Origin of the sequence: Rhodococcus cercidiphylli (genome assembly GCF_033042225.1) — a bacterium.
Taxonomy (GTDB): Bacteria; Actinomycetota; Actinomycetes; order Mycobacteriales; family Mycobacteriaceae; genus Rhodococcoides.
In genome coordinates this window covers 12,902-29,441 of record NZ_JAWLKE010000012.1, presented here as the reverse complement: position 1 = coordinate 29,441, position 16,540 = coordinate 12,902, and the positions used below count along the sequence as shown (strand labels likewise).

General features: G+C 65.6%; 19 protein-coding genes and 1 tRNA gene. 13 read left to right on the top strand and 7 right to left on the bottom strand.

The features are described from left to right. Both R3P95_RS24065 and nth read right to left on the bottom strand, forming a co-directional pair. Positions 1-609: a TlpA family protein disulfide reductase gene (locus R3P95_RS24065; protein ID WP_149407340.1), complete on the bottom strand. Its 609-nt coding sequence runs from the start codon at positions 607-609 to the stop codon at positions 1-3. Between the two features lie 50 nt (positions 610-659). Continuing rightward, complete coding sequence (nth, locus tag R3P95_RS24060; protein WP_317549770.1) at positions 660-1,346, bottom strand: endonuclease III; 687 nt, start codon at positions 1,344-1,346, stop codon at positions 660-662. Between the two features lie 173 nt (positions 1,347-1,519). On the opposite strand from nth, the gene R3P95_RS24055 reads away from it, so the two are divergent. Both R3P95_RS24055 and R3P95_RS24050 read left to right on the top strand, forming a co-directional pair. Further along, on the top strand, positions 1,520-1,789 hold the full coding sequence (locus R3P95_RS24055; RefSeq protein ID WP_068054099.1) for a hypothetical protein: 270 nt from the start codon (positions 1,520-1,522) through the stop codon (positions 1,787-1,789). Between the two features lie 267 nt (positions 1,790-2,056). Next, on the top strand, positions 2,057-2,731 hold the full coding sequence (locus R3P95_RS24050) for a Crp/Fnr family transcriptional regulator (protein ID WP_027494494.1): 675 nt from the start codon (positions 2,057-2,059) through the stop codon (positions 2,729-2,731). A 27-nt stretch (positions 2,732-2,758) separates the two neighbouring features. Here the strand turns inward: R3P95_RS24050 and R3P95_RS24045 are convergent, their stop codons facing one another. Further along, positions 2,759-3,550: an MBL fold metallo-hydrolase gene (locus R3P95_RS24045; RefSeq protein WP_317549704.1), complete on the bottom strand. Its 792-nt coding sequence runs from the start codon at positions 3,548-3,550 to the stop codon at positions 2,759-2,761. A 58-nt stretch (positions 3,551-3,608) separates the two neighbouring features. Between R3P95_RS24045 and R3P95_RS24040 the strand changes: the two genes are divergently transcribed. Continuing rightward, a complete protein-coding gene (locus R3P95_RS24040; protein WP_317549703.1) occupies positions 3,609-4,517 on the top strand; it encodes a Gfo/Idh/MocA family protein in 909 nt (302 codons plus the stop codon). A gap of 15 nt (positions 4,518-4,532) precedes the next feature. Here the strand turns inward: R3P95_RS24040 and R3P95_RS24035 are convergent, their stop codons facing one another. Further along, positions 4,533-4,991, bottom strand: coding sequence for a RidA family protein (locus R3P95_RS24035; protein ID WP_068054093.1), 459 nt, complete (start codon positions 4,989-4,991; stop codon positions 4,533-4,535). A gap of 6 nt (positions 4,992-4,997) precedes the next feature. Beyond that, entirely contained in the window at positions 4,998-5,165 is a 168-nt protein-coding gene (locus R3P95_RS24030) for a DUF4177 domain-containing protein (protein WP_094638696.1), read from the bottom strand. Positions 5,166-5,222: 57 nt separating this feature from the next. Here R3P95_RS24030 and R3P95_RS24025 point away from each other — a divergent pair, with 57 nt between their 5' ends. Genes R3P95_RS24025 through R3P95_RS24015 form a run of 3 tightly spaced genes read left to right on the top strand, consistent with a single transcriptional unit; the run spans position 5,223 to position 8,749 of the window. Beyond that, a complete protein-coding gene (locus tag R3P95_RS24025; protein ID WP_317549702.1) occupies positions 5,223-6,569 on the top strand; it encodes a wax ester/triacylglycerol synthase domain-containing protein in 1,347 nt (448 codons plus the stop codon). Positions 6,570-6,614: 45 nt separating this feature from the next. Next, the gene (locus R3P95_RS24020) at positions 6,615-7,622 is read left to right on the top strand and encodes an ArsA family ATPase (RefSeq protein WP_068054088.1); all 1,008 of its coding nucleotides are present in this window, start codon (positions 6,615-6,617) and stop codon (positions 7,620-7,622) included. Beyond that, positions 7,619-8,749 carry an ArsA family ATPase gene (locus R3P95_RS24015; protein ID WP_094638698.1) on the top strand — a complete coding sequence of 377 codons (1,131 nt, stop codon included), beginning with the start codon at positions 7,619-7,621 and terminating at the stop codon, positions 8,747-8,749. Before R3P95_RS24020 ends, R3P95_RS24015 begins: the two co-directional genes overlap by 4 nt. A gap of 22 nt (positions 8,750-8,771) precedes the next feature. Here the strand turns inward: R3P95_RS24015 and R3P95_RS24010 are convergent, their stop codons facing one another. Beyond that, positions 8,772-9,095: a WhiB family transcriptional regulator gene (locus R3P95_RS24010; protein WP_008712729.1), complete on the bottom strand. Its 324-nt coding sequence runs from the start codon at positions 9,093-9,095 to the stop codon at positions 8,772-8,774. Between the two features lie 294 nt (positions 9,096-9,389). Here R3P95_RS24010 and R3P95_RS24005 point away from each other — a divergent pair, with 294 nt between their 5' ends. Then, entirely contained in the window at positions 9,390-11,738 is a 2,349-nt protein-coding gene (locus R3P95_RS24005; protein WP_317549769.1) for a penicillin-binding protein, read from the top strand. Positions 11,739-11,804: 66 nt separating this feature from the next. Here the strand turns inward: R3P95_RS24005 and R3P95_RS24000 are convergent, their stop codons facing one another. Continuing rightward, complete coding sequence (locus R3P95_RS24000) at positions 11,805-12,269, bottom strand: GatB/YqeY domain-containing protein (RefSeq protein WP_037187848.1); 465 nt, start codon at positions 12,267-12,269, stop codon at positions 11,805-11,807. 206 nt (positions 12,270-12,475) lie between these two features. On the opposite strand from R3P95_RS24000, the gene R3P95_RS23995 reads away from it, so the two are divergent. The 6 genes from R3P95_RS23995 (at position 12,476) to R3P95_RS23970 (ending at position 16,538) form a co-directional block, all read left to right on the top strand. After that, positions 12,476-13,414, top strand: a complete 939-nt coding sequence (locus R3P95_RS23995; protein WP_231893981.1) for a metallophosphoesterase — start codon at positions 12,476-12,478, stop codon at positions 13,412-13,414. 17 nt (positions 13,415-13,431) lie between these two features. Beyond that, positions 13,432-13,505, top strand: a tRNA-Pro gene (locus R3P95_RS23990). A 117-nt stretch (positions 13,506-13,622) separates the two neighbouring features. Beyond that, complete coding sequence (locus R3P95_RS23985) at positions 13,623-14,048, top strand: SRPBCC family protein (RefSeq protein ID WP_317549701.1); 426 nt, start codon at positions 13,623-13,625, stop codon at positions 14,046-14,048. 92 nt (positions 14,049-14,140) lie between these two features. After that, entirely contained in the window at positions 14,141-15,043 is a 903-nt protein-coding gene (locus tag R3P95_RS23980; RefSeq protein ID WP_317549700.1) for an ABC transporter ATP-binding protein, read from the top strand. After that, the gene (locus R3P95_RS23975; RefSeq protein ID WP_317549699.1) at positions 15,040-15,786 is read left to right on the top strand and encodes an ABC transporter permease; all 747 of its coding nucleotides are present in this window, start codon (positions 15,040-15,042) and stop codon (positions 15,784-15,786) included. The genes R3P95_RS23980 and R3P95_RS23975 overlap by 4 nt, the downstream gene beginning before the upstream one ends. After that, the gene (locus tag R3P95_RS23970) at positions 15,783-16,538 is read left to right on the top strand and encodes an ABC transporter permease (protein WP_317549698.1); all 756 of its coding nucleotides are present in this window, start codon (positions 15,783-15,785) and stop codon (positions 16,536-16,538) included. The genes R3P95_RS23975 and R3P95_RS23970 overlap by 4 nt, the downstream gene beginning before the upstream one ends. Positions 16,539-16,540: the final 2 nt, after the last annotated feature.

Sequence of the window (16,540 nt, the reverse complement as noted above, 5' to 3'; positions counted from 1 at the left end):
TCACGAGTCGACTCCGAGGTTCACGCGTACGGCGTCGGCGATCTCGTCGACGCTACGGAAAGGTTGTGGCAGCACCTTGGCGACAGTGCCATCCGCAGATATCAAAACGGAAACGGGCAGCACGTTGGGTGCTCCGACGGCGGCGACGACGCGGCCGCCTCCGTCCTGAACGCCGGGCAGGGTGACGCCGTAATCGGTCAGCCGAGTCAGGCCGTTGGCCTCGTTGGCGTCGTTGTGGACGGTCAGGACCTCGATCTTCTCGCCTGCCCGGTCGGCGTACTGCTGCAGATAGGGCAGCTCTTCGGCGCACGGGCCACACCAGTACGCCCAGATGTTGAGCAAAGCAGGGCGGCCCGCGAGTGCCTGCCCGAGGTCGACGTACGAGCCGTCGCCGATGCATTCGAGGGTGATGCCCGTCAACGGCCCCGCGGCGGTGCCCGACGCCGTGGGGCATGCGGCGAGACCGGCGTCCTGACGCAGTGGTGCGAGCGCCTCGGGGGTGTCGACTGCACGACGCTCGTCCGTGCTCGGTGTTCGCTGCCCGAGGCCGGGCGAATCCATGGGCTGCGCGGTCGGCGCGTCGCTCCGGGGCCACAGCGCGTAGACCATCCCGACCACAAGGATCAGAGCGACGAGTGACCACCGCAGGGCAGATTTGTTCACGGCACGATTCCGGCGAGGGCGAGAAGGTGGTCGGTTTCCGGGCCCTTCACCAACGCAGCTGCGGTTGCGGGGTCGGTCGGACCGGTCCCGAACGAGGGGCAGTCCTTGGCGAGGATGCACACCCCACAGGCGGGTGTACGAGCGTGGCAGACGCGTCGACCGTGAAAGATGACTCGATGCGAGAGCAGCGTCCACTCCTTGCGCTCGATGAGCGCGCCTACGGCGTGCTCGACCTTGACCGGGTCCTGCTCCGCGGTCCACTGCCAGCGCCGTACGAGCCGTCCGAAATGGGTGTCGACGGTGATTCCCGGAACATCGAAGGCATTGCCGAGAACCACGTTGGCCGTCTTGCGGCCGATCCCGGGGAGCGTGACGAGGTCCTTCAGCGTCGCGGGCACCTCGCCGTCGAAGTTCTCCAGCAACTTCTGCCCGAGACCGATCAGCGAGTTGGCCTTGTTCCGATAGAAGCCGGTGGTGCGGATGAACTCCTCGAGTTCGGTCCGGTCGGCCTCGGCGTAGTCACGGGCTGTGCGGTATCTCACGAACAGCGCCGGGGTGACCATGTTGACGCGCTTGTCGGTGCACTGCGCGGACAGGATGGTCGCGACGGCCAGTTCCAGCGGCGTGGTGAAGTCGAGTTCGCAGTACACATGCGGGAAGGCAGTGTTCAACGTCCGGTTCATTCGCCGAGCTCGACGCACAAGCCCGAGGTGCGTCTCCTCGCGTTTGCGCACGTCGGGGCGTTTCGGAGCTGTCGAATCCACTCCACAACTGTACGGACAAGAATGCGTAACGTTCCTCGCGGCAGCAGCGGACCGTGTTTGTATCGAGATCTTTTCGGTGTTAACTGGCCGGTATGCAAGGACTCGCCGTGGTGCTCTTTCCGGTACTACTCATGCTCTTCGCACTCGCGATGGAACGGGTCGAGTTTCGTCTGAGCAAGCTCGGCGTCCGGGAGCAAGAAGTACAGGAATTCCTCGATCAGGCGAGCAAGTCCGAGGTCGCCACTCTGGCGAACGAGGGCTTCCCGCACGCATTGGCCCGGTTCAACACCCGCAAACGCCGCCAGACCCCGCCGCGGACCATCGACACGCGCGACGGCCTGGCCGACCAACGAGCAAGTTGAGCGCGCGTTTCGTCCCATTGGTCGTAATTTGGATGAATTTCGGGTGAACGGGAACACACGCCCGAGTCCTCTGGCAACCTGTGGTGGCGTCGATCACTCGGTTTTCACCGACTCGAAGTAGACTCCCCTGAGGTAATTGTTGTGTTTGATCATCGGATCGGCGTCGACGCCTGAACTGCACCGCAGTTCGGTGCATGGCACGAACTGAGTACAAACGCTTTCGGTGGTGCGGGTTTCCGCGACACCGACATCCCAAAAGGAGCGCAAGTGGACGACGTCCTGGCACGGGCCGGCATCTTCCAAGGAGTCGAACCCTCTGCGGTTGCGGCACTGACGAAGCAGCTGCAGCCTGTCGATTTCCCCCGTGGGCACGTGGTGTTCAACGAGGGTGAGCCCGGAGACCGGCTCTACATCATCGTTTCGGGCAAGATCAAGCTCGGGCGACGCTCCCCCGACGGCCGCGAGAACCTGCTGACGATCATGGGACCGTCGGACATGTTCGGTGAGTTGTCGATCTTCGACCCCGGCCCCCGCACGTCCTCGGCCACCACGGTCACCGAGGTGCGCGCGGTCAGCATGGACCGTGCTGCGCTCAAGGACTGGATCGATCAGCGCCCCGAGATCGCCGAGCAACTGCTGCGCGTATTGGCTCGCCGGTTGCGTCGCACCAACAACAACCTGGCCGACCTCATCTTCACCGACGTTCCCGGACGTGTCGCGAAGGCGCTGCTCCAGCTGGCCCAGCGCTTCGGCACCCAGGAAGCGGGCTCGCTTCGCGTGACCCACGACCTGACGCAGGAAGAGATCGCTCAGCTCGTCGGTGCCTCGCGCGAGACCGTCAACAAGGCACTGGCCGACTTCGCACACCGCGGCTGGCTGCGCCTCGAAGGCAAGTCCGTGCTGATCTCGGACTCCGAGCGTCTGGCACGCCGAGCTCGCTAGGCCGAGTTCGGTCGAGACAGCAGCTCGCTAGCTCTCGCGGAGGTAGGCCAGCTGCGTCTTGACCGACATCCGCGCAGCCGGCCACAACTTCTTGTCCACGTCGGAATAGACGTGCCGTACCACCTGCATCGGTTTCGCGTTCTCGCCGATCTCGGCGAGCGCCGAGCGAACCTGATCCAGCCGCTGCCGACGGTGGGCGCGATACGCTCGCGCCACCTCGGCGGTGTCCGGCAACTCCGGTCCGTGCCCGGGAAGTACCGTCTTCCCCGCACCGGCCGCTTCGAGCCGGTCCAACGACTGCAGATAGTCCGCGAGCGAACCGTCCTTGGGGTCCAGCACCGTCGTGCCGCGACCGAGGACGGTATCTCCTGTCAGGATCGCGTCGTCCAACACGAAACTCACCGAATCCGCGGTGTGACCGGGCGTGTGCAGAACCTCGATGCGCAGCCCGGCTGCCTCGATGAACTCCCCGTGGGCCAGCGTTGCGCCGCCCCCGTGCAGGAACTTCTCCCCGACCGCACGCACCGGAGCCTTCGTCTTTCGGTGAAACCGCTTCAGCCCAGCAGTGTGATCGGCATGGCGATGGGTCACCAGCGTCAGCACCACCGTGCCCGACGCGGCGACGGCGTCGAGATGAGCTTTGTCCTTCGGCCCGGGATCGACCACGATGCACTCGTCCGACCCCGGTGCCTGCAGAATCCAGGTGTTCGTCCCGTCGAGCGTCATCTTGCCCGGGTTGTCGGCGAGCAGAACCGAGGCGGTGGGCGTCACCTGCCGGAGAAGTCCGTACGCGGGATGCTGGGGGTTCGAGTCGGCCATGAAAGTACTGTAGGTCGCCTTCTCCACGCGGTGTCCGGGAGGACTACCGTCGATATTCATGAAGGTCGGACTCGTCGGAGCTGGGCCCTGGGCCCGTAAGACTCAAGCCCCCTCGCTACTCGCCCATCCCGCCATCGACTTCGCCGGAGTATGGGCGCGTAGACCCGAAGCGGCAGCCGATCTGGGGGCACCGGTCTTCGACTCGTTCGACGCCCTGCTGGGTGCCGTCGATGCGGTGGCGTTCGCGGTACCGCCTGCCGTGCAAGCCGGATACGCACTCCGCGCGGTGCAGGCAGGCAAACATGTGTTGCTGGACAAGCCGATTGCCGCAACGGTGACCGAGGCCGAAGAACTGGCCGCGGCAGTGACGGCAGCAGGCGTCCGCTCGATGGTGACGCTGACGCTCCGGTTCGCCCCGGAGACAAGGCAATTCCTCGACGAGGTCGCCGGACGACCGTGGGCAGCGGGCTCGGGAACCTGGTTCTCCGGTGCCGTCCTCGGCGGGGCGTACGCGAACTCGCAGTGGCGACACGACGACGGGGCGATCCTCGACATCGGCCCGCACGTGTTCGATCTGCTCGACGCCGCACTGGGAACCATTGCGCGGGTTGCCTACTCGCACCGCGAGGTGGCGTCGGACAGTTGGACCGTGGTGCTCGAGCACGAGGGCGGTGCAACGAGCACCGTGCAACTGTCGCTGCGGACGCCGATCATGCCGTCCCTGATGCGGATCGAGCTCAGCGGCACCGACGGTATCGCCACGCTCACCGACCGCTCGACCTCGTCGACCGACTGCTTCGCCGTCCTGCTGGACGAATTCCTCGAGTCGGTCGACAAGGGTGTCGATCACGAATGCTCGGTACACCGAGGCCTACACCTGCAGAAAGTGATCAGTGCGGCTGCCGCCCCAGTGACATGTGCGGCTGCCGCCCCAGTGGCGTGGTTGAGTGCCCCAGAGGGCACCTAGCCACACCACTGCGCGTCAGCGCAGTTCGACGATGAGCTCCACTTCCACCGAAGCACCGAGTGGCAGTTCGGCGACGCCAACGGCCGAGCGCGCATGCTTGCCCGCATCGCCGAAGATCTCACCGATGACGTTCGACGCCCCGTTGATCACCCCGGGCTGGCCGGTGAATCCCGGAGCGGAGGCTACGAAGCCGACCGCCTTGATCACTCGGGCCACCGAATCGATGCCGACGAGCGCGTGCACGGCGGCGAGCGCATTCAGCGCGCAGAGGCGCGCCGCTGCGGTGGCGTCCTCAGCGGTGACGTCGCCGCCGACCTTGCCCACCGACGTCAGATTTCCGTCCACGATCGGCAACTGGCCGGAGGTGTGGACGAGCGAGCCCACCTGCACCGCCGGGACGTAGGCCGCCAGCGGCGGGACGACGTCGGGCAGCTCGATGCCCAGCTCGGACAGTCGTTCGCTCCAATTCGCCACGCGCGCTCAGACCTTCGGGCGCTTGAAGTACGCGACCAACGTGTCTCCGCCGTTGGGTCCCGCCATGATCGTGACGAGCTCCCAGCCCTCGGAGCCGTAGTTGTCGAGAATCTGCTTGGTGGCGTGAATCAGGACCGGCGCGGTGAAGTACTCCCAGATGATCTTTTCGCTCATGACTGGTGAGCCTATCGTTCGGTTCCACCGGCGCGGTGCCGGAACTACAGTCGTCGCATGGATCGGCTCGATATCAAGGACGCCATCTATCACTTCGCGCGTGACCGCGGTGATTCTCGAGACCAGTTCTCACTGACGGCGTTCGACTCGGTCGAACGCCCCGCGCCCTCGTTCGACGAGATCGTCGCGCACGTGGAGGCCCGCGCACCCGTGGTCCCCGGCCTGGGACTGCGGCTTCGGGAGGCACCGCTGAATCTGGACTATCCGCGATGGGTACCCGATACGTCCCCGCTGTCCGAACGAATGTCGGATCACGATCTCGGCGGTGCGCCCTGGGCCGACTTCGAGATCTTGATGGGCGACCTGCTCCGCACTCGTCTCGATCTCCGAGAGCACTCCTGGCACCTGCACGTGGTCCGTGGAATCGGTTCTGCTCCGTTGGTGCAGGGCGCGGTGACGGTGGTGATACTGCAGGTCGGGCACGCCCTGACCGACGGGCTGGGCGTATCGAGGATGGTTCGCGCACTCTTCGAACCACAGTCCGCGACAGGTGCGGCGCCGTCGCCGAATCTCACTGCCGAGCGGGAGAACGCCGTTCTCGGTGCGGTGTTCCGGGCACCGGTCGATCTCGTTCGATCACGGTGGGAGGCCCGTCGAGCTGTTCGCGCCTACCGGGGGTCGCAGCCCGGCCCGCCGTCGGTGCCGGCCACGGCGCTGAACCGGGCCGTGGGGCCGTATCGAGTCGTTCGCATAGTCCCCATGCAGAAGACGGAAGTCCGCGCGGGTGCCGCTTCGGTGACGGTGTCCGCTCTGTGTGCAGTCGGCTCGTGCCTCGATCGATATCTCGGCGACGGCGACGAGCCGCTGTCCGCGACCGGAGGCACCGTCGCGGCGTTCGTCCCGATGGCCCTACCGCGCGACGTGGAGTGGCCGGCAGCGAATCGAGCGGTGGTCGGAACGGTCGACCTCCACGTCGGAGAACCCGATATCGCGAAGCGAGCCGAGCTGATCACTCGGTCGCTCGCGGCCGAACGAGCCAGGGTGACGGCTGCACCGCTGCTCCGCGTCGCGCGCGCGGACGAGCGAGTGCCTGCACCGATCGTCCGGTTCGTACAGGGACGCCGATTCCGACAACACGACCGCTCTCCGTCGCACGTCGGTGCCCAGACGACCGTCGTCAGTGTCGACCGTGGCCGCGCGGACCTCGAGCTGTGTGGTGCCGTCGCGCGTTTCTCGGCAGGCTTTCCGTTCCTCGAAGACGGCCGGTGTCTCAATCACGGAATCTTCGGCCTCGGCGACGTGGTGACGATCGCGATGGTCGCCTGTCCCGACGCAGTACCGAATCTCGACGCGTACACCCAGGGATTGGTCGACCGACTCCGCCGACACTCCGAGCAGAGTTAGACACTTCGGTCGGACGCCCGGGGACGACCTCTATATGGTCGGGGTGTGGGCATAGCGAACGAAGAGGGATGGCCGGCGAAGGCAGATGCCGCGCGGCTGCATTTCGTATCCGGTAAGGGTGGGACCGGCAAGACGACGGTCGCTGCCGCATTGGCACTGGCGCTCGCAGCCGGTGGTCGACGGGTGTTGCTGGTGGAGGTCGAGGGCAGGCAGGGCATCGCGCAGCTGTTCGACGTGCCGCAGCTTCCGCCCAAGGAGACACGCGTCGCCTCGGCGGACGGCGGCGGCGAGGTCTACGCACTGGCCATCGACATCGAGACCGCGTTCCTCGAATACCTCGAGATGTTCTACAACCTCGGCTTCGCCGGCCGCGCGATGCGCAAGATCGGTGCCATCGAGTTCGCGACGACCATCGCACCGGGTCTGCGCGACGTGTTGCTGACCGGCAAGGTCAAGGAATGTGTGGTGCGGACCGACAAGAAGGGCAACCGGGCCTACGACGAGATCGTCGTCGACTCGCCGCCGACCGGACGCATCGGCAACTTCCTCGACGTCACCAAGGCCATGGCCGACCTGGCCAAGGGCGGACCGGTTCGTTCGCAGAGCGAGGGCGTGGTGCGGTTGCTGCACTCGGCCGACACCGTCGTGCACCTGGTGACGTTGCTCGAGGCACTGCCGGTGCAGGAGACGGCCGACGCGGTGCGTGAGCTAGAGGCGGCAGATCTTCGACTCGGCGCGGTCATCGTCAATCGCACCGAACCGACGTACCTGCCCGCCGAGTCGCTCGAGGCCATCGCCGAGGGCGAGATCGATGCCGTCGCCATTCAGGACGGTCTCGCCAAAACCGGAATCACGCTCTCCGAGGCGGACTTTGCGGGGTTGCTCACCGAATCGATCGAGCACGCGGCAACGCTCTCGGCTCAGGTGGAGAGCGCAACCACGCTCGACGAACTCGACGTCGCGCGGATGTCGCTGCCGATGTTGGCCGATGGTGTCGATCTCGGCGGCTTGTACGAGCTCGCCGCCAAGCTTGCAGAACAGGGTGTCCGATGACTCGACCAGTAGCAACCGAACTCGATGTCGACCGCATCCTGACCGATCCCACGTCGCGGATCGTCGTCGTCTGCGGGGCCGGCGGAGTCGGCAAGACCACCACCGCGGCCGCGATGGCCCTGCGGGCTGCCGAGCAGGGCAGGCGGGTGGTGGTGCTGACGATCGATCCGGCCCGCCGCCTGGCTCAGGCTCTCGGTCTCGGTGATCTCGACAACAGCCCGCAGCCGGTGAAGTTGGGTGCCGGTGCCAAGGGTGAACTGCACGCGATGATGCTGAACATGCGACGCACATTCGACGAGATGGTCATCGAGCACTCGACGCCCGAGAAGGCCGAGCAGGTGCTGGCCAATCCGTTCTATCAGACTGTGGCGTCGTCTTTTTCGGGCACGCAGGAGTACATGGCGATGGAGAAGTTGGGGCAGTTGTCCCTGGACTCGTCGTGGGATCTGATCGTGGTGGACACTCCGCCGTCGCGCAATGCACTGGACTTCCTCGATGCACCGCAGCGACTCGGCTCGTTCCTCGACGGCCGGTTCATCCGGCTGCTCACCGCTCCCGGCCGCGGCATCACCCGCGTGGTCACCAGCGCGATGAGCTTGGCCATGCGCGGCGTCTCCACCGTGATCGGCAGCCAAATGCTGTCCGACGCATCAGCTTTCGTGCAATCGCTGGATTCCATGTTCGGCGGGTTCCGCGAGCGGGCGACGCGTACCTACCAGCTGCTTCGCGAGGACGGCACCAGCTTCCTCGTCGTCGCTGCCGCAGAACCCGACGCGCTGCGCGAGGCGGCCTTCTTCGTCGAGCGCTTGTCTGCGGAGAAGATGCCCCTGGCCGGGTTGGTGGTGAACCGGACGCACCCGACGCTGTCGTCGGTGCAGGCGGATCACGCCGCGACGGCGGCCGATCTACTCGATCGGATCGACGACCCGGGTGCGGATCTGACCGCCGCTGTCCTCCGGATCCACGCTCAGCGCGCCGTCACGGCAGCGCGTGAGGTGCGGTTGCTTCGCCGGTTCACCGGTGCGCACCCCCGCGTGCCCATCGTCGGTGTTCCGTCACTGCCGTTCGAGGTCTCCGACCTCGCCGCGCTGCGTGCAGTGGCCGATCAGCTGACTCGCAAAGGCTGAATCGGCCCTGCCCGGCAGGCGACTAGATGGCTGCTTGCTGCTGACGCTGGGTCTCGAAGAACTCGGACCAGGAGTCGACCTCGGGGTGCTGCTTGAGCAGCGCCCTGCGCTGGCGTTCCGTCATGCCGCCCCAGACACCGAACTCGACTCGATTGTCGAGGGCATCCGCACCGCACTGCATGAGTACCGGGCAGTGCCGGCAGATGGTTGCGGCCTTGCGCTGCGCTGCACCCCGGACGAAGAGCTGGTCCGGGTCAGTGCCCTTGCAACGGGCGTGCGACACCCAGGCGATGCGTGCCTCGGCTTCTTCTACATCGAGTCGCGTCGGCGCGGTTGTCGTGTGCATGCGGATACCCCTTTGCGTTGCGGACGTCCTCGCTGGACGTCCCGGAGGCTCGAAGCGGTTTGTACCTCGTCAGGCGAAGCACAAATTCTAGGAGCTGCCCCACATTCATTATCAAGTGTTATGCGAATCACACCGTGCTCATAATTTAGGTAAAGCGAGCCCCGAATGCAAGACGGCGGGGTCACATTTCTGGTACGGCCGTCCCGAGCAGGGGCGCAGCACACGGCGCATGCAGGCCTCTGCCGGTCCGAGCCACACCCACGTACGCTGTGCTCTGTGTCAGTTGGAAAAACCGTGGCGAAGCTCGCCGGATGTTCAGCACTCGCCGGTGCATTGCTCGCCGGCGTGATGTTCCCCTTGGCCGGTGGGTTCGGGTACGCCTCCAACCGCGCCGCCGATACCGTCGACAACGTCTCGGCCGAGTTGGTCGAGGGCGCAGTGCCTGCCGTCTCGACGATGACGGACGTCAACGGCACGCCCATCGCCTGGTTGTACGAGCAGCGCCGATTCGAGGTGCCGAGCGACCAGATCTCCAACGAGATGAAGCTCGCCATCGTCTCGATCGAGGACCGCCGCTTCGCCGAACATCAGGGCGTGGACTGGCAGGGCACGCTCCGAGCGTTCCTGACCAACACCACCAGCGGGCAGGTCGAGCAGGGCGCATCCACCATCGATCAGCAGTACGTGAAGAACTACCAGCTGCTCGTGGTGGCCAAGACCGACGCCGAGCGCCGAGCGGCCATCGAGACGACGCCCGCTCGCAAGATCCGCGAGATCCGCATGGCGTTGACGCTCGACAAGGAACTGACCAAGGACGAGATCCTCACCCGGTACCTCAACCTCGTTCCGTTCGGCAACGCGTCCTTCGGCATCCAGGACGCCGCCCAGACCTACTTCGGTATCGATGCGAGCCAGCTCAGCGCCGTCCAGGCCGCGATGCTCGCAGGCATGGTGCAGTCCAGCTCCGCACTCAACCCGTACACCAACGAGGAGGGCGTGCTCGAGCGCCGGAACACCGTGCTCGACACGATGATCCAGAACCTCCCCGAACGCGCCGACGAGCTCGCCGCGCTCAAGTCCGAGCCGCTCGGTGTGCTGCCCGTTCCCCAGACCCTGCCCCGCGGATGCATCGCGGCAGGCGACCGCGGATTCTTCTGCGACTACGCACTGCAGTACCTGGCCGAGGCGGGAATCAGCCAGGAACAGATCGACAAGGGCGGGTACCTCATCCGCACGACGCTCGACCCCGCCGTACAGAACTCCACCAAGGCCGCCCTGGTGGAGAACACCAGCCCGAACCTCGACGGCGTTGCCACCGTCATGAACGTCGTCGCACCGGGCCAGGACCAGCACCGAGTTCTCGCCATGGGCAGCAGCCGCACCTACGGCCTCAGTGCCGACGACGACGAGACGGTGCAGCCGCAGCCGCACTCGCTGGTCGGCAACGGAGCGGGCTCGATCTTCAAGATCTTCACCACCGCCGCGGCGATGGAGCGCGGACTGGGTACCAGCGCGACGCTGCAGGTGCCCAGGCGCGTCGAGGTCAAGGGCGTCGGCGACGGCGGTGCACGGAACTGCCCGGCAGCGACCTACTGCGTCGAAAACGCGGGCAACTACCCGGCGTCGCTGTCCATCACCGACGCGTTGGCGCAGTCCCCCAACACCGCGTTCGTCAAGCTGATCGAGTCGGTCGGCGTCACCCCGACCGTCGACATGGCCGTTCGTCTGGGCCTGCGGTCGTACAACGACCCCGGCTCGTCGGGCACCGACCAGTCCATGGCCGATTTCCAGAAGGATCAGAATCTCGGCTCGTTCACCCTCGGACCGACCTGGGTGAACCCGCTGGAGCTGTCCAACGTGGCTGCCACGTTGGCCTCGGGTGGCATGTGGTGCCCGCCCACCCCCATCGACTCGATCTTCGACCGCGACGGCAAGCCCGTTCCGGTTGCTCACCAGGCGTGTGAGCAGGTCGTCGAGCCCGGTCTGGCGAACACCCTCGCCAATGCCATGAGCAAGGACGATCAGCCGGGCGGCACGTCCGCCGCAGCGGCCGGCTCCGCCGGCTGGACCCTGCCGATGGCAGGCAAGACCGGCACCACCGAGTCGAACAGGTCCTCCGGCTTCCTCGGGTTCACCAACAACTACGCCGCCGCCGTGTACACGTACGGCGACTCACCGACGCCGAGCGAGATCTGCTCGTTCCCGCTGCGCCCATGCAGCTCGGGCAACCTGTACGGCGGTAACGAGCCGGCTCGAACGTGGTTCGACGCCATGACACCGATCGCCACCAACTTCGGACCCGTCGCGTTGCCACCCGTCGACCAGAAGTACGTCCGCGGCTCGGCCAACGGCCAGGTACCCGACGTGACCGGCCAGAGCCAGTCGTCGGCGACATCGACCCTGCAAGGCGCAGGCTTCCAGGTGACGGTGGCCACCACGGCCGACCAGGCGGCTCGCGGCACCGTGGTGTCGACGTCCCCGTCGGGTTCGGCGGTCCCCGGATCGAACATCACGATCTACGTCAGTGACGGTTCGGTTCGACCTGCGCCGGCTCCGGCACCCGCGCTGCCGAACATTCAGATCCCGGACCTCCCGCCGGGCATCCAGATTCCGGCGATCCCCGGGATCACGGCACCTCGCTAGTGCCTGCGGCAGTGGTGCGGTTATGTGCCCCAGGGGGGACGTAACCGCACCACTGCGCGGAGCGCACTACAGGCGGTCTTTGACAGCCTTCGACAATCGCGATCCGTCGGCCTTGCCTGCGGCGAGTCCCGACGCGATCTTCATGACCTGACCCATCTGCTTCATCGCCGGTCGCTCCCCGAGGTCTTCGGCGACCTGCGCGATGGCGGTGTCGACGATGGTGGCCAACTCCTCGTCCGTGAGCGGAGTGGGCAGATACTCATTGATGATCTGCGCTTCTGCATGCTCGTTGGCGGCGAGTTCGCCGCGGCCGTTCTGCGTGTAGATCTCGGCCGATTCGCCGCGCTTCTTCGCTTCCTTGGCAAGCACTTTGAGAACGTCGTCGTCGGTCAGATCGTGGGCCTCCTTGCCGGAGACCTCCTCGGTCTGGATGGCGGCGAGAATCATGCGCAGCGTTGCCAGGCGGAGCTTGTCCTTCGCCTTCATCGCTGCGGTGAGGTCGGTTCGGAGGCGGGCCTTGAGTTCGGACATGGCGGAAACGCTACGCGGCACAGTCCTCGGCTCGCACGTCCATATCCGGTTGCTGCCGTATCGTGGATGAGGTGTCCGCACAATTCAGTCCCTCGTTTCTCAGCACGTCGACGCAACTGCGCAGTGCCTCCACACAACTGCGCAGCGCGTCCTCGCAACTGCGCTCTGCTGCAGAGCAGGCGCGCGACGCCGTCAGAGCAGCACCGCTGAAGAGTTCCGTGATCGGAACGGCGGGCGCGGCGGCGTTGGGTCTCGGATACGCCACACTCATCGAACGCAATGCGTTCACGCTGCGTGAGACGTCGATGGCGGTGCTCGAGCCGGGTTCGGCGACGCTGCGCGTGCTCCACATCAGCGACCTGCACATGATGCCCGGACAGCGGATGAAGCAGAACTGGTTGCGTGAGCTGGACCGCCTCGAACCCGATCTGGTCGTCAACACCGGAGACAATCTCTCGCACCAGCGCGCCGTGCCCAGCGTCGTGCAGGCGTTGGGGCCGCTGCTGGCTCGGCCGGGTCTGTTCGTGTTCGGTAGCAACGACTACTTCGCTCCCAAGCCGAAGAACCCGTTCAAGTACTTCGACAAGAACCACAAGCGCACCACCGGCGACTCGTTGCCGTGGCGCGACCTGCGGGCCGCGTTCTCCGAGCGGGGCTGGCTCGACGTGACGCATGTGCGTCGCGAGCTCGAGGTGGCCGGGGTACGGATCGCGTCGGCGGGCGTCGACGACCCCCATCTGAAGCGCGACCGCTACGACACCATCGCCGGCCAGCCCAATCCCCTCGCAGACCTTCGTCTGGGCATCACGCACTCCCCGGAGCCGCGAGTGCTGGACAAGTTCGCTCAGGACGGATACGACCTCGTCCTCGCCGGGCACACCCACGGCGGCCAGCTGTGCCTCCCGTTCTACGGCGCGCTGGTGACGAACTGCGAGATCGACCGTTCGCGGGTCAAGGGCCCGTCCAAGTGGGGCGCGCACACCCAGCTACACGTCTCCGCGGGCATCGGAACGTCGCCGTACGCGCCTGCACGGTTCTGCTGCCGCCCCGAGGCCACCCTGATCACGCTGACTCCGGCCCCGAGAACGGGTCCGAAAAACGTCTCCGACGAGGGCGTTTCGCGTTCCGAGGCAGTCGTGAGTTAGACTTCTCCAGCGGTACACGGGGTGTGGCGCAGCTTGGTAGCGCGCTTCGTTCGGGACGAAGAGGTCGTGGGTTCGAATCCCGCCACCCCGACAGTTGGACCACGAATAGGGACCCATTCGATTCGATCGAATGGGTCCCTTTTTTCACGCGGTGGACGGCTACTGTGAGTCGACTCTGTCGACCCCGAGCGAACGGATCTCACGACCCATGCCGACCCCCACCCGCGTACACGTCAAGCACCGGTTCGTCTCTCCCCCCGAGATCGTCTTCGCGGCGTTGTCGGAGCACGAGAACCTCGGCCCGCTCTTCATGGCGAAGATCGGCCGCGTTCGGGACGGTGACACCTCCCGCAACGGCGTCGGGTCTACGCGCAGCCTGAAGCTGGGTCCGCTTCCTGCGTTCGAGGAAACCACGATCACCTCCGAGCCCCATTCGCTGATCGAGTACCGCATCACCAAGGGCGGTCCGCTACGCGGCCACTGGGGCGTGCAGAAGTTCACCCCCACCGCCGACGGCGGCACCGAGCTCGACTACACGATCGGATTCGACGCACCCGTCCCCGGCCTCGCCGCGATCGTCGGTAAGGCACTGTCGTCGAGCATCTCGAAGAATCTGTCGACCCTGGCTCCGTAGCGCCGCCACCCGGCGGCAAGTCATACCCGAGTAGGACACCGGACATACTCGGGACCGACGATTCTCGCCGCCGAATGCGGGACGGTCGAGGCATGGACATCGTCAGAACTCACAGCCTCGGCAAGCGCTACGGCGCCCATACCGTTGTCGACGACGTGAACCTTCGCATTCCTGAGGGCTGCGTCTACGGCTTTCTCGGTCCGAACGGATCGGGCAAGTCGACGACCATGAAAATGTTGCTGTCCCTGATCCGACCGACCTCCGGTGAGGTGGAGATCCTCGGGAAACCGATGAATCACGGGACCCGCCGCGGATTGCTTTCACACATCGGATCACTCATCGAAGCTCCACCCGGATACGGCCATCTCACGGGTGCGGAAAACCTTCGCATCGTGCAACGCTCGCTCGGATTGCACGCCGAACAGATCGACCGGGCGGTGGCCACCGTCCGGCTGCAGGAGCACCTCGACAAGAAGGTGAAGAACTACTCGCTGGGGATGAAACAGCGCCTGGGCATCGCAATGGCGCTGGCGCGCGAACCACGACTTCTGATCCTGGACGAGCCCACCAACGGCTTGGACCCGGCAGGCATCGAAGAGATCCGCGGCCTGCTCCGCCATCTCGCCGAACACGGCGTGACAGTGATGGTCTCGAGCCATCTGCTCGGCGAGATAGACAAGACGGCGAACATGCTGGGGATCCTGAGCCAGGAGCGCTTGATCTTCCAAGGCACCCGCGACGAGCTGTTCGCCGCCTCCACTCCGGATGTACTCATCGACGTCATCGATCCGACTTGTGCGCGTTCGGTTCTGCAACAGCGCATTTCGGTCGAGGTCGAGGATCACACTCTGAGGCTGTCCGGCATCGACGATCGAGGTGCCGCACAGGTGGTGGCAGAACTCGTCGGCGCGAACGCAGGCGTCTACGGCGTTCGGCGCGACGATCAGTCGCTCGAAGACGTATTCATGAATCTGACGAAGGGTGGCCGATTGTGACGACCGTACGCAACGAGTTCGCCAAACTCAGACACAGGCACATCGGCGCGATCGCCGCTGTGTTGGTCGCCGCAATCGTCGGGTTGACCTTCGTCGGCGCTATCACCGCAACAGCGTCGAAGGATTCGACCACGGTCTCCTGGGCGCTGCTACTGGCCGGGCTGTCCCTTGCCGTCCCCGTCGCATCCCCGCTGCTGATCGCCGTGATGGCAAGCCGCACAATGGAAGTCGAGCACCAATCCAACGGCTGGCTGCTGAACCGGACCAATGGAACCGGGCGCGGAGCCCTCGTGCGCGCGAAGCTCGTCTCGACGGGCCTCGTCGTTGCAGGCGCAACGGTTGCGGCCAGTGCTGGAGGTGTATTTCTGGGAATTGCAGTCGGAGCGACCCAACCCTTGCCTGCCGACCTGTGGTTGGGCTACACGGCGGCGGCGGTGACGACCAACCTCGTGATACTCGCTGTGCACCTGCTGATCTCAGCGCGTGTGGACAACCAACTGGTCGCGCTGGGAATCGGCATCGTGGGTACCGTCATCGCGATCTGCGCCTCCGGATTTCCCTCCTGGGCAGCACACCTGACGCCGTGGGGCTACTACTCCTTGGCGTCTGCCGCCGACTACCGAGGCGAACAGGTGGTGACGCTGAACCCGTCCTACGCCAGCATCACCGCCCTCGCAGTTGCCGGGGCAGTGTCGTTCTGGCTCAAGACCGTTCGACTCGATCGACAGGAGGTACGAGCATGAATGCGTTCTCGGCCGAAATGATCAAGCTCAGGCGCTCACAGGCATGGGCGGTCGTCGTTCTCCTCCCGCTGATCATCGCGGGGGTCGGAACGTTCAACACCATCGCGTCGGGCGCAGAGTTGGCAGAGGGATGGCGCACATTGTGGTTGCGCACAGTCGTGTTCTACGGCCTGTTCCCACTCGCACTCGGAGTTGCGGTACTGGCATCACTGGTTTGGAGATCCGAACACCGAGGCGGGAATTGGAATGCCCTGATGAGTGGGCCGGTACCGTCGGTGCGCATCGTGATCGTCAAAACGGCTGTGGTGGCAACACTCACCGCGGCCATGAACATCGTCATGCTGGCAGCCGTCGTTGTTCTCGGCAAGGTGGTGTTCTCGCTCGACGGAACGCTCCCCTCCGAGCTCCTCGCGACCGGCGCGCTGATAGTGGTGGGGTCACTACCGGTCGCGGCACTGCACTCCGCTCTGTCGATGGCTGTCAGGTCGTTCGCGGTGCCGATTGCCATCGCTCTCGTCGGGGCCGGTATATCGGTGTTCCTCCTCACCGCCGAGGTGACCGGGGCGATCTTCGTGCTGCCCTATGCCCTGGCCACTCGCGCAACCCAGTTGACCTCCGGAACTTTCGGTGACTCGGGTTCGCTCACCACCGGGGCCGCACTGTCGGTCCTGACGGCCACGGCGCTGCTCACTGTCGCGGTCGTCGCATCGGCAGGCAGGGCACTCGACCGCAAGGACATTCACGTCCAGTGACA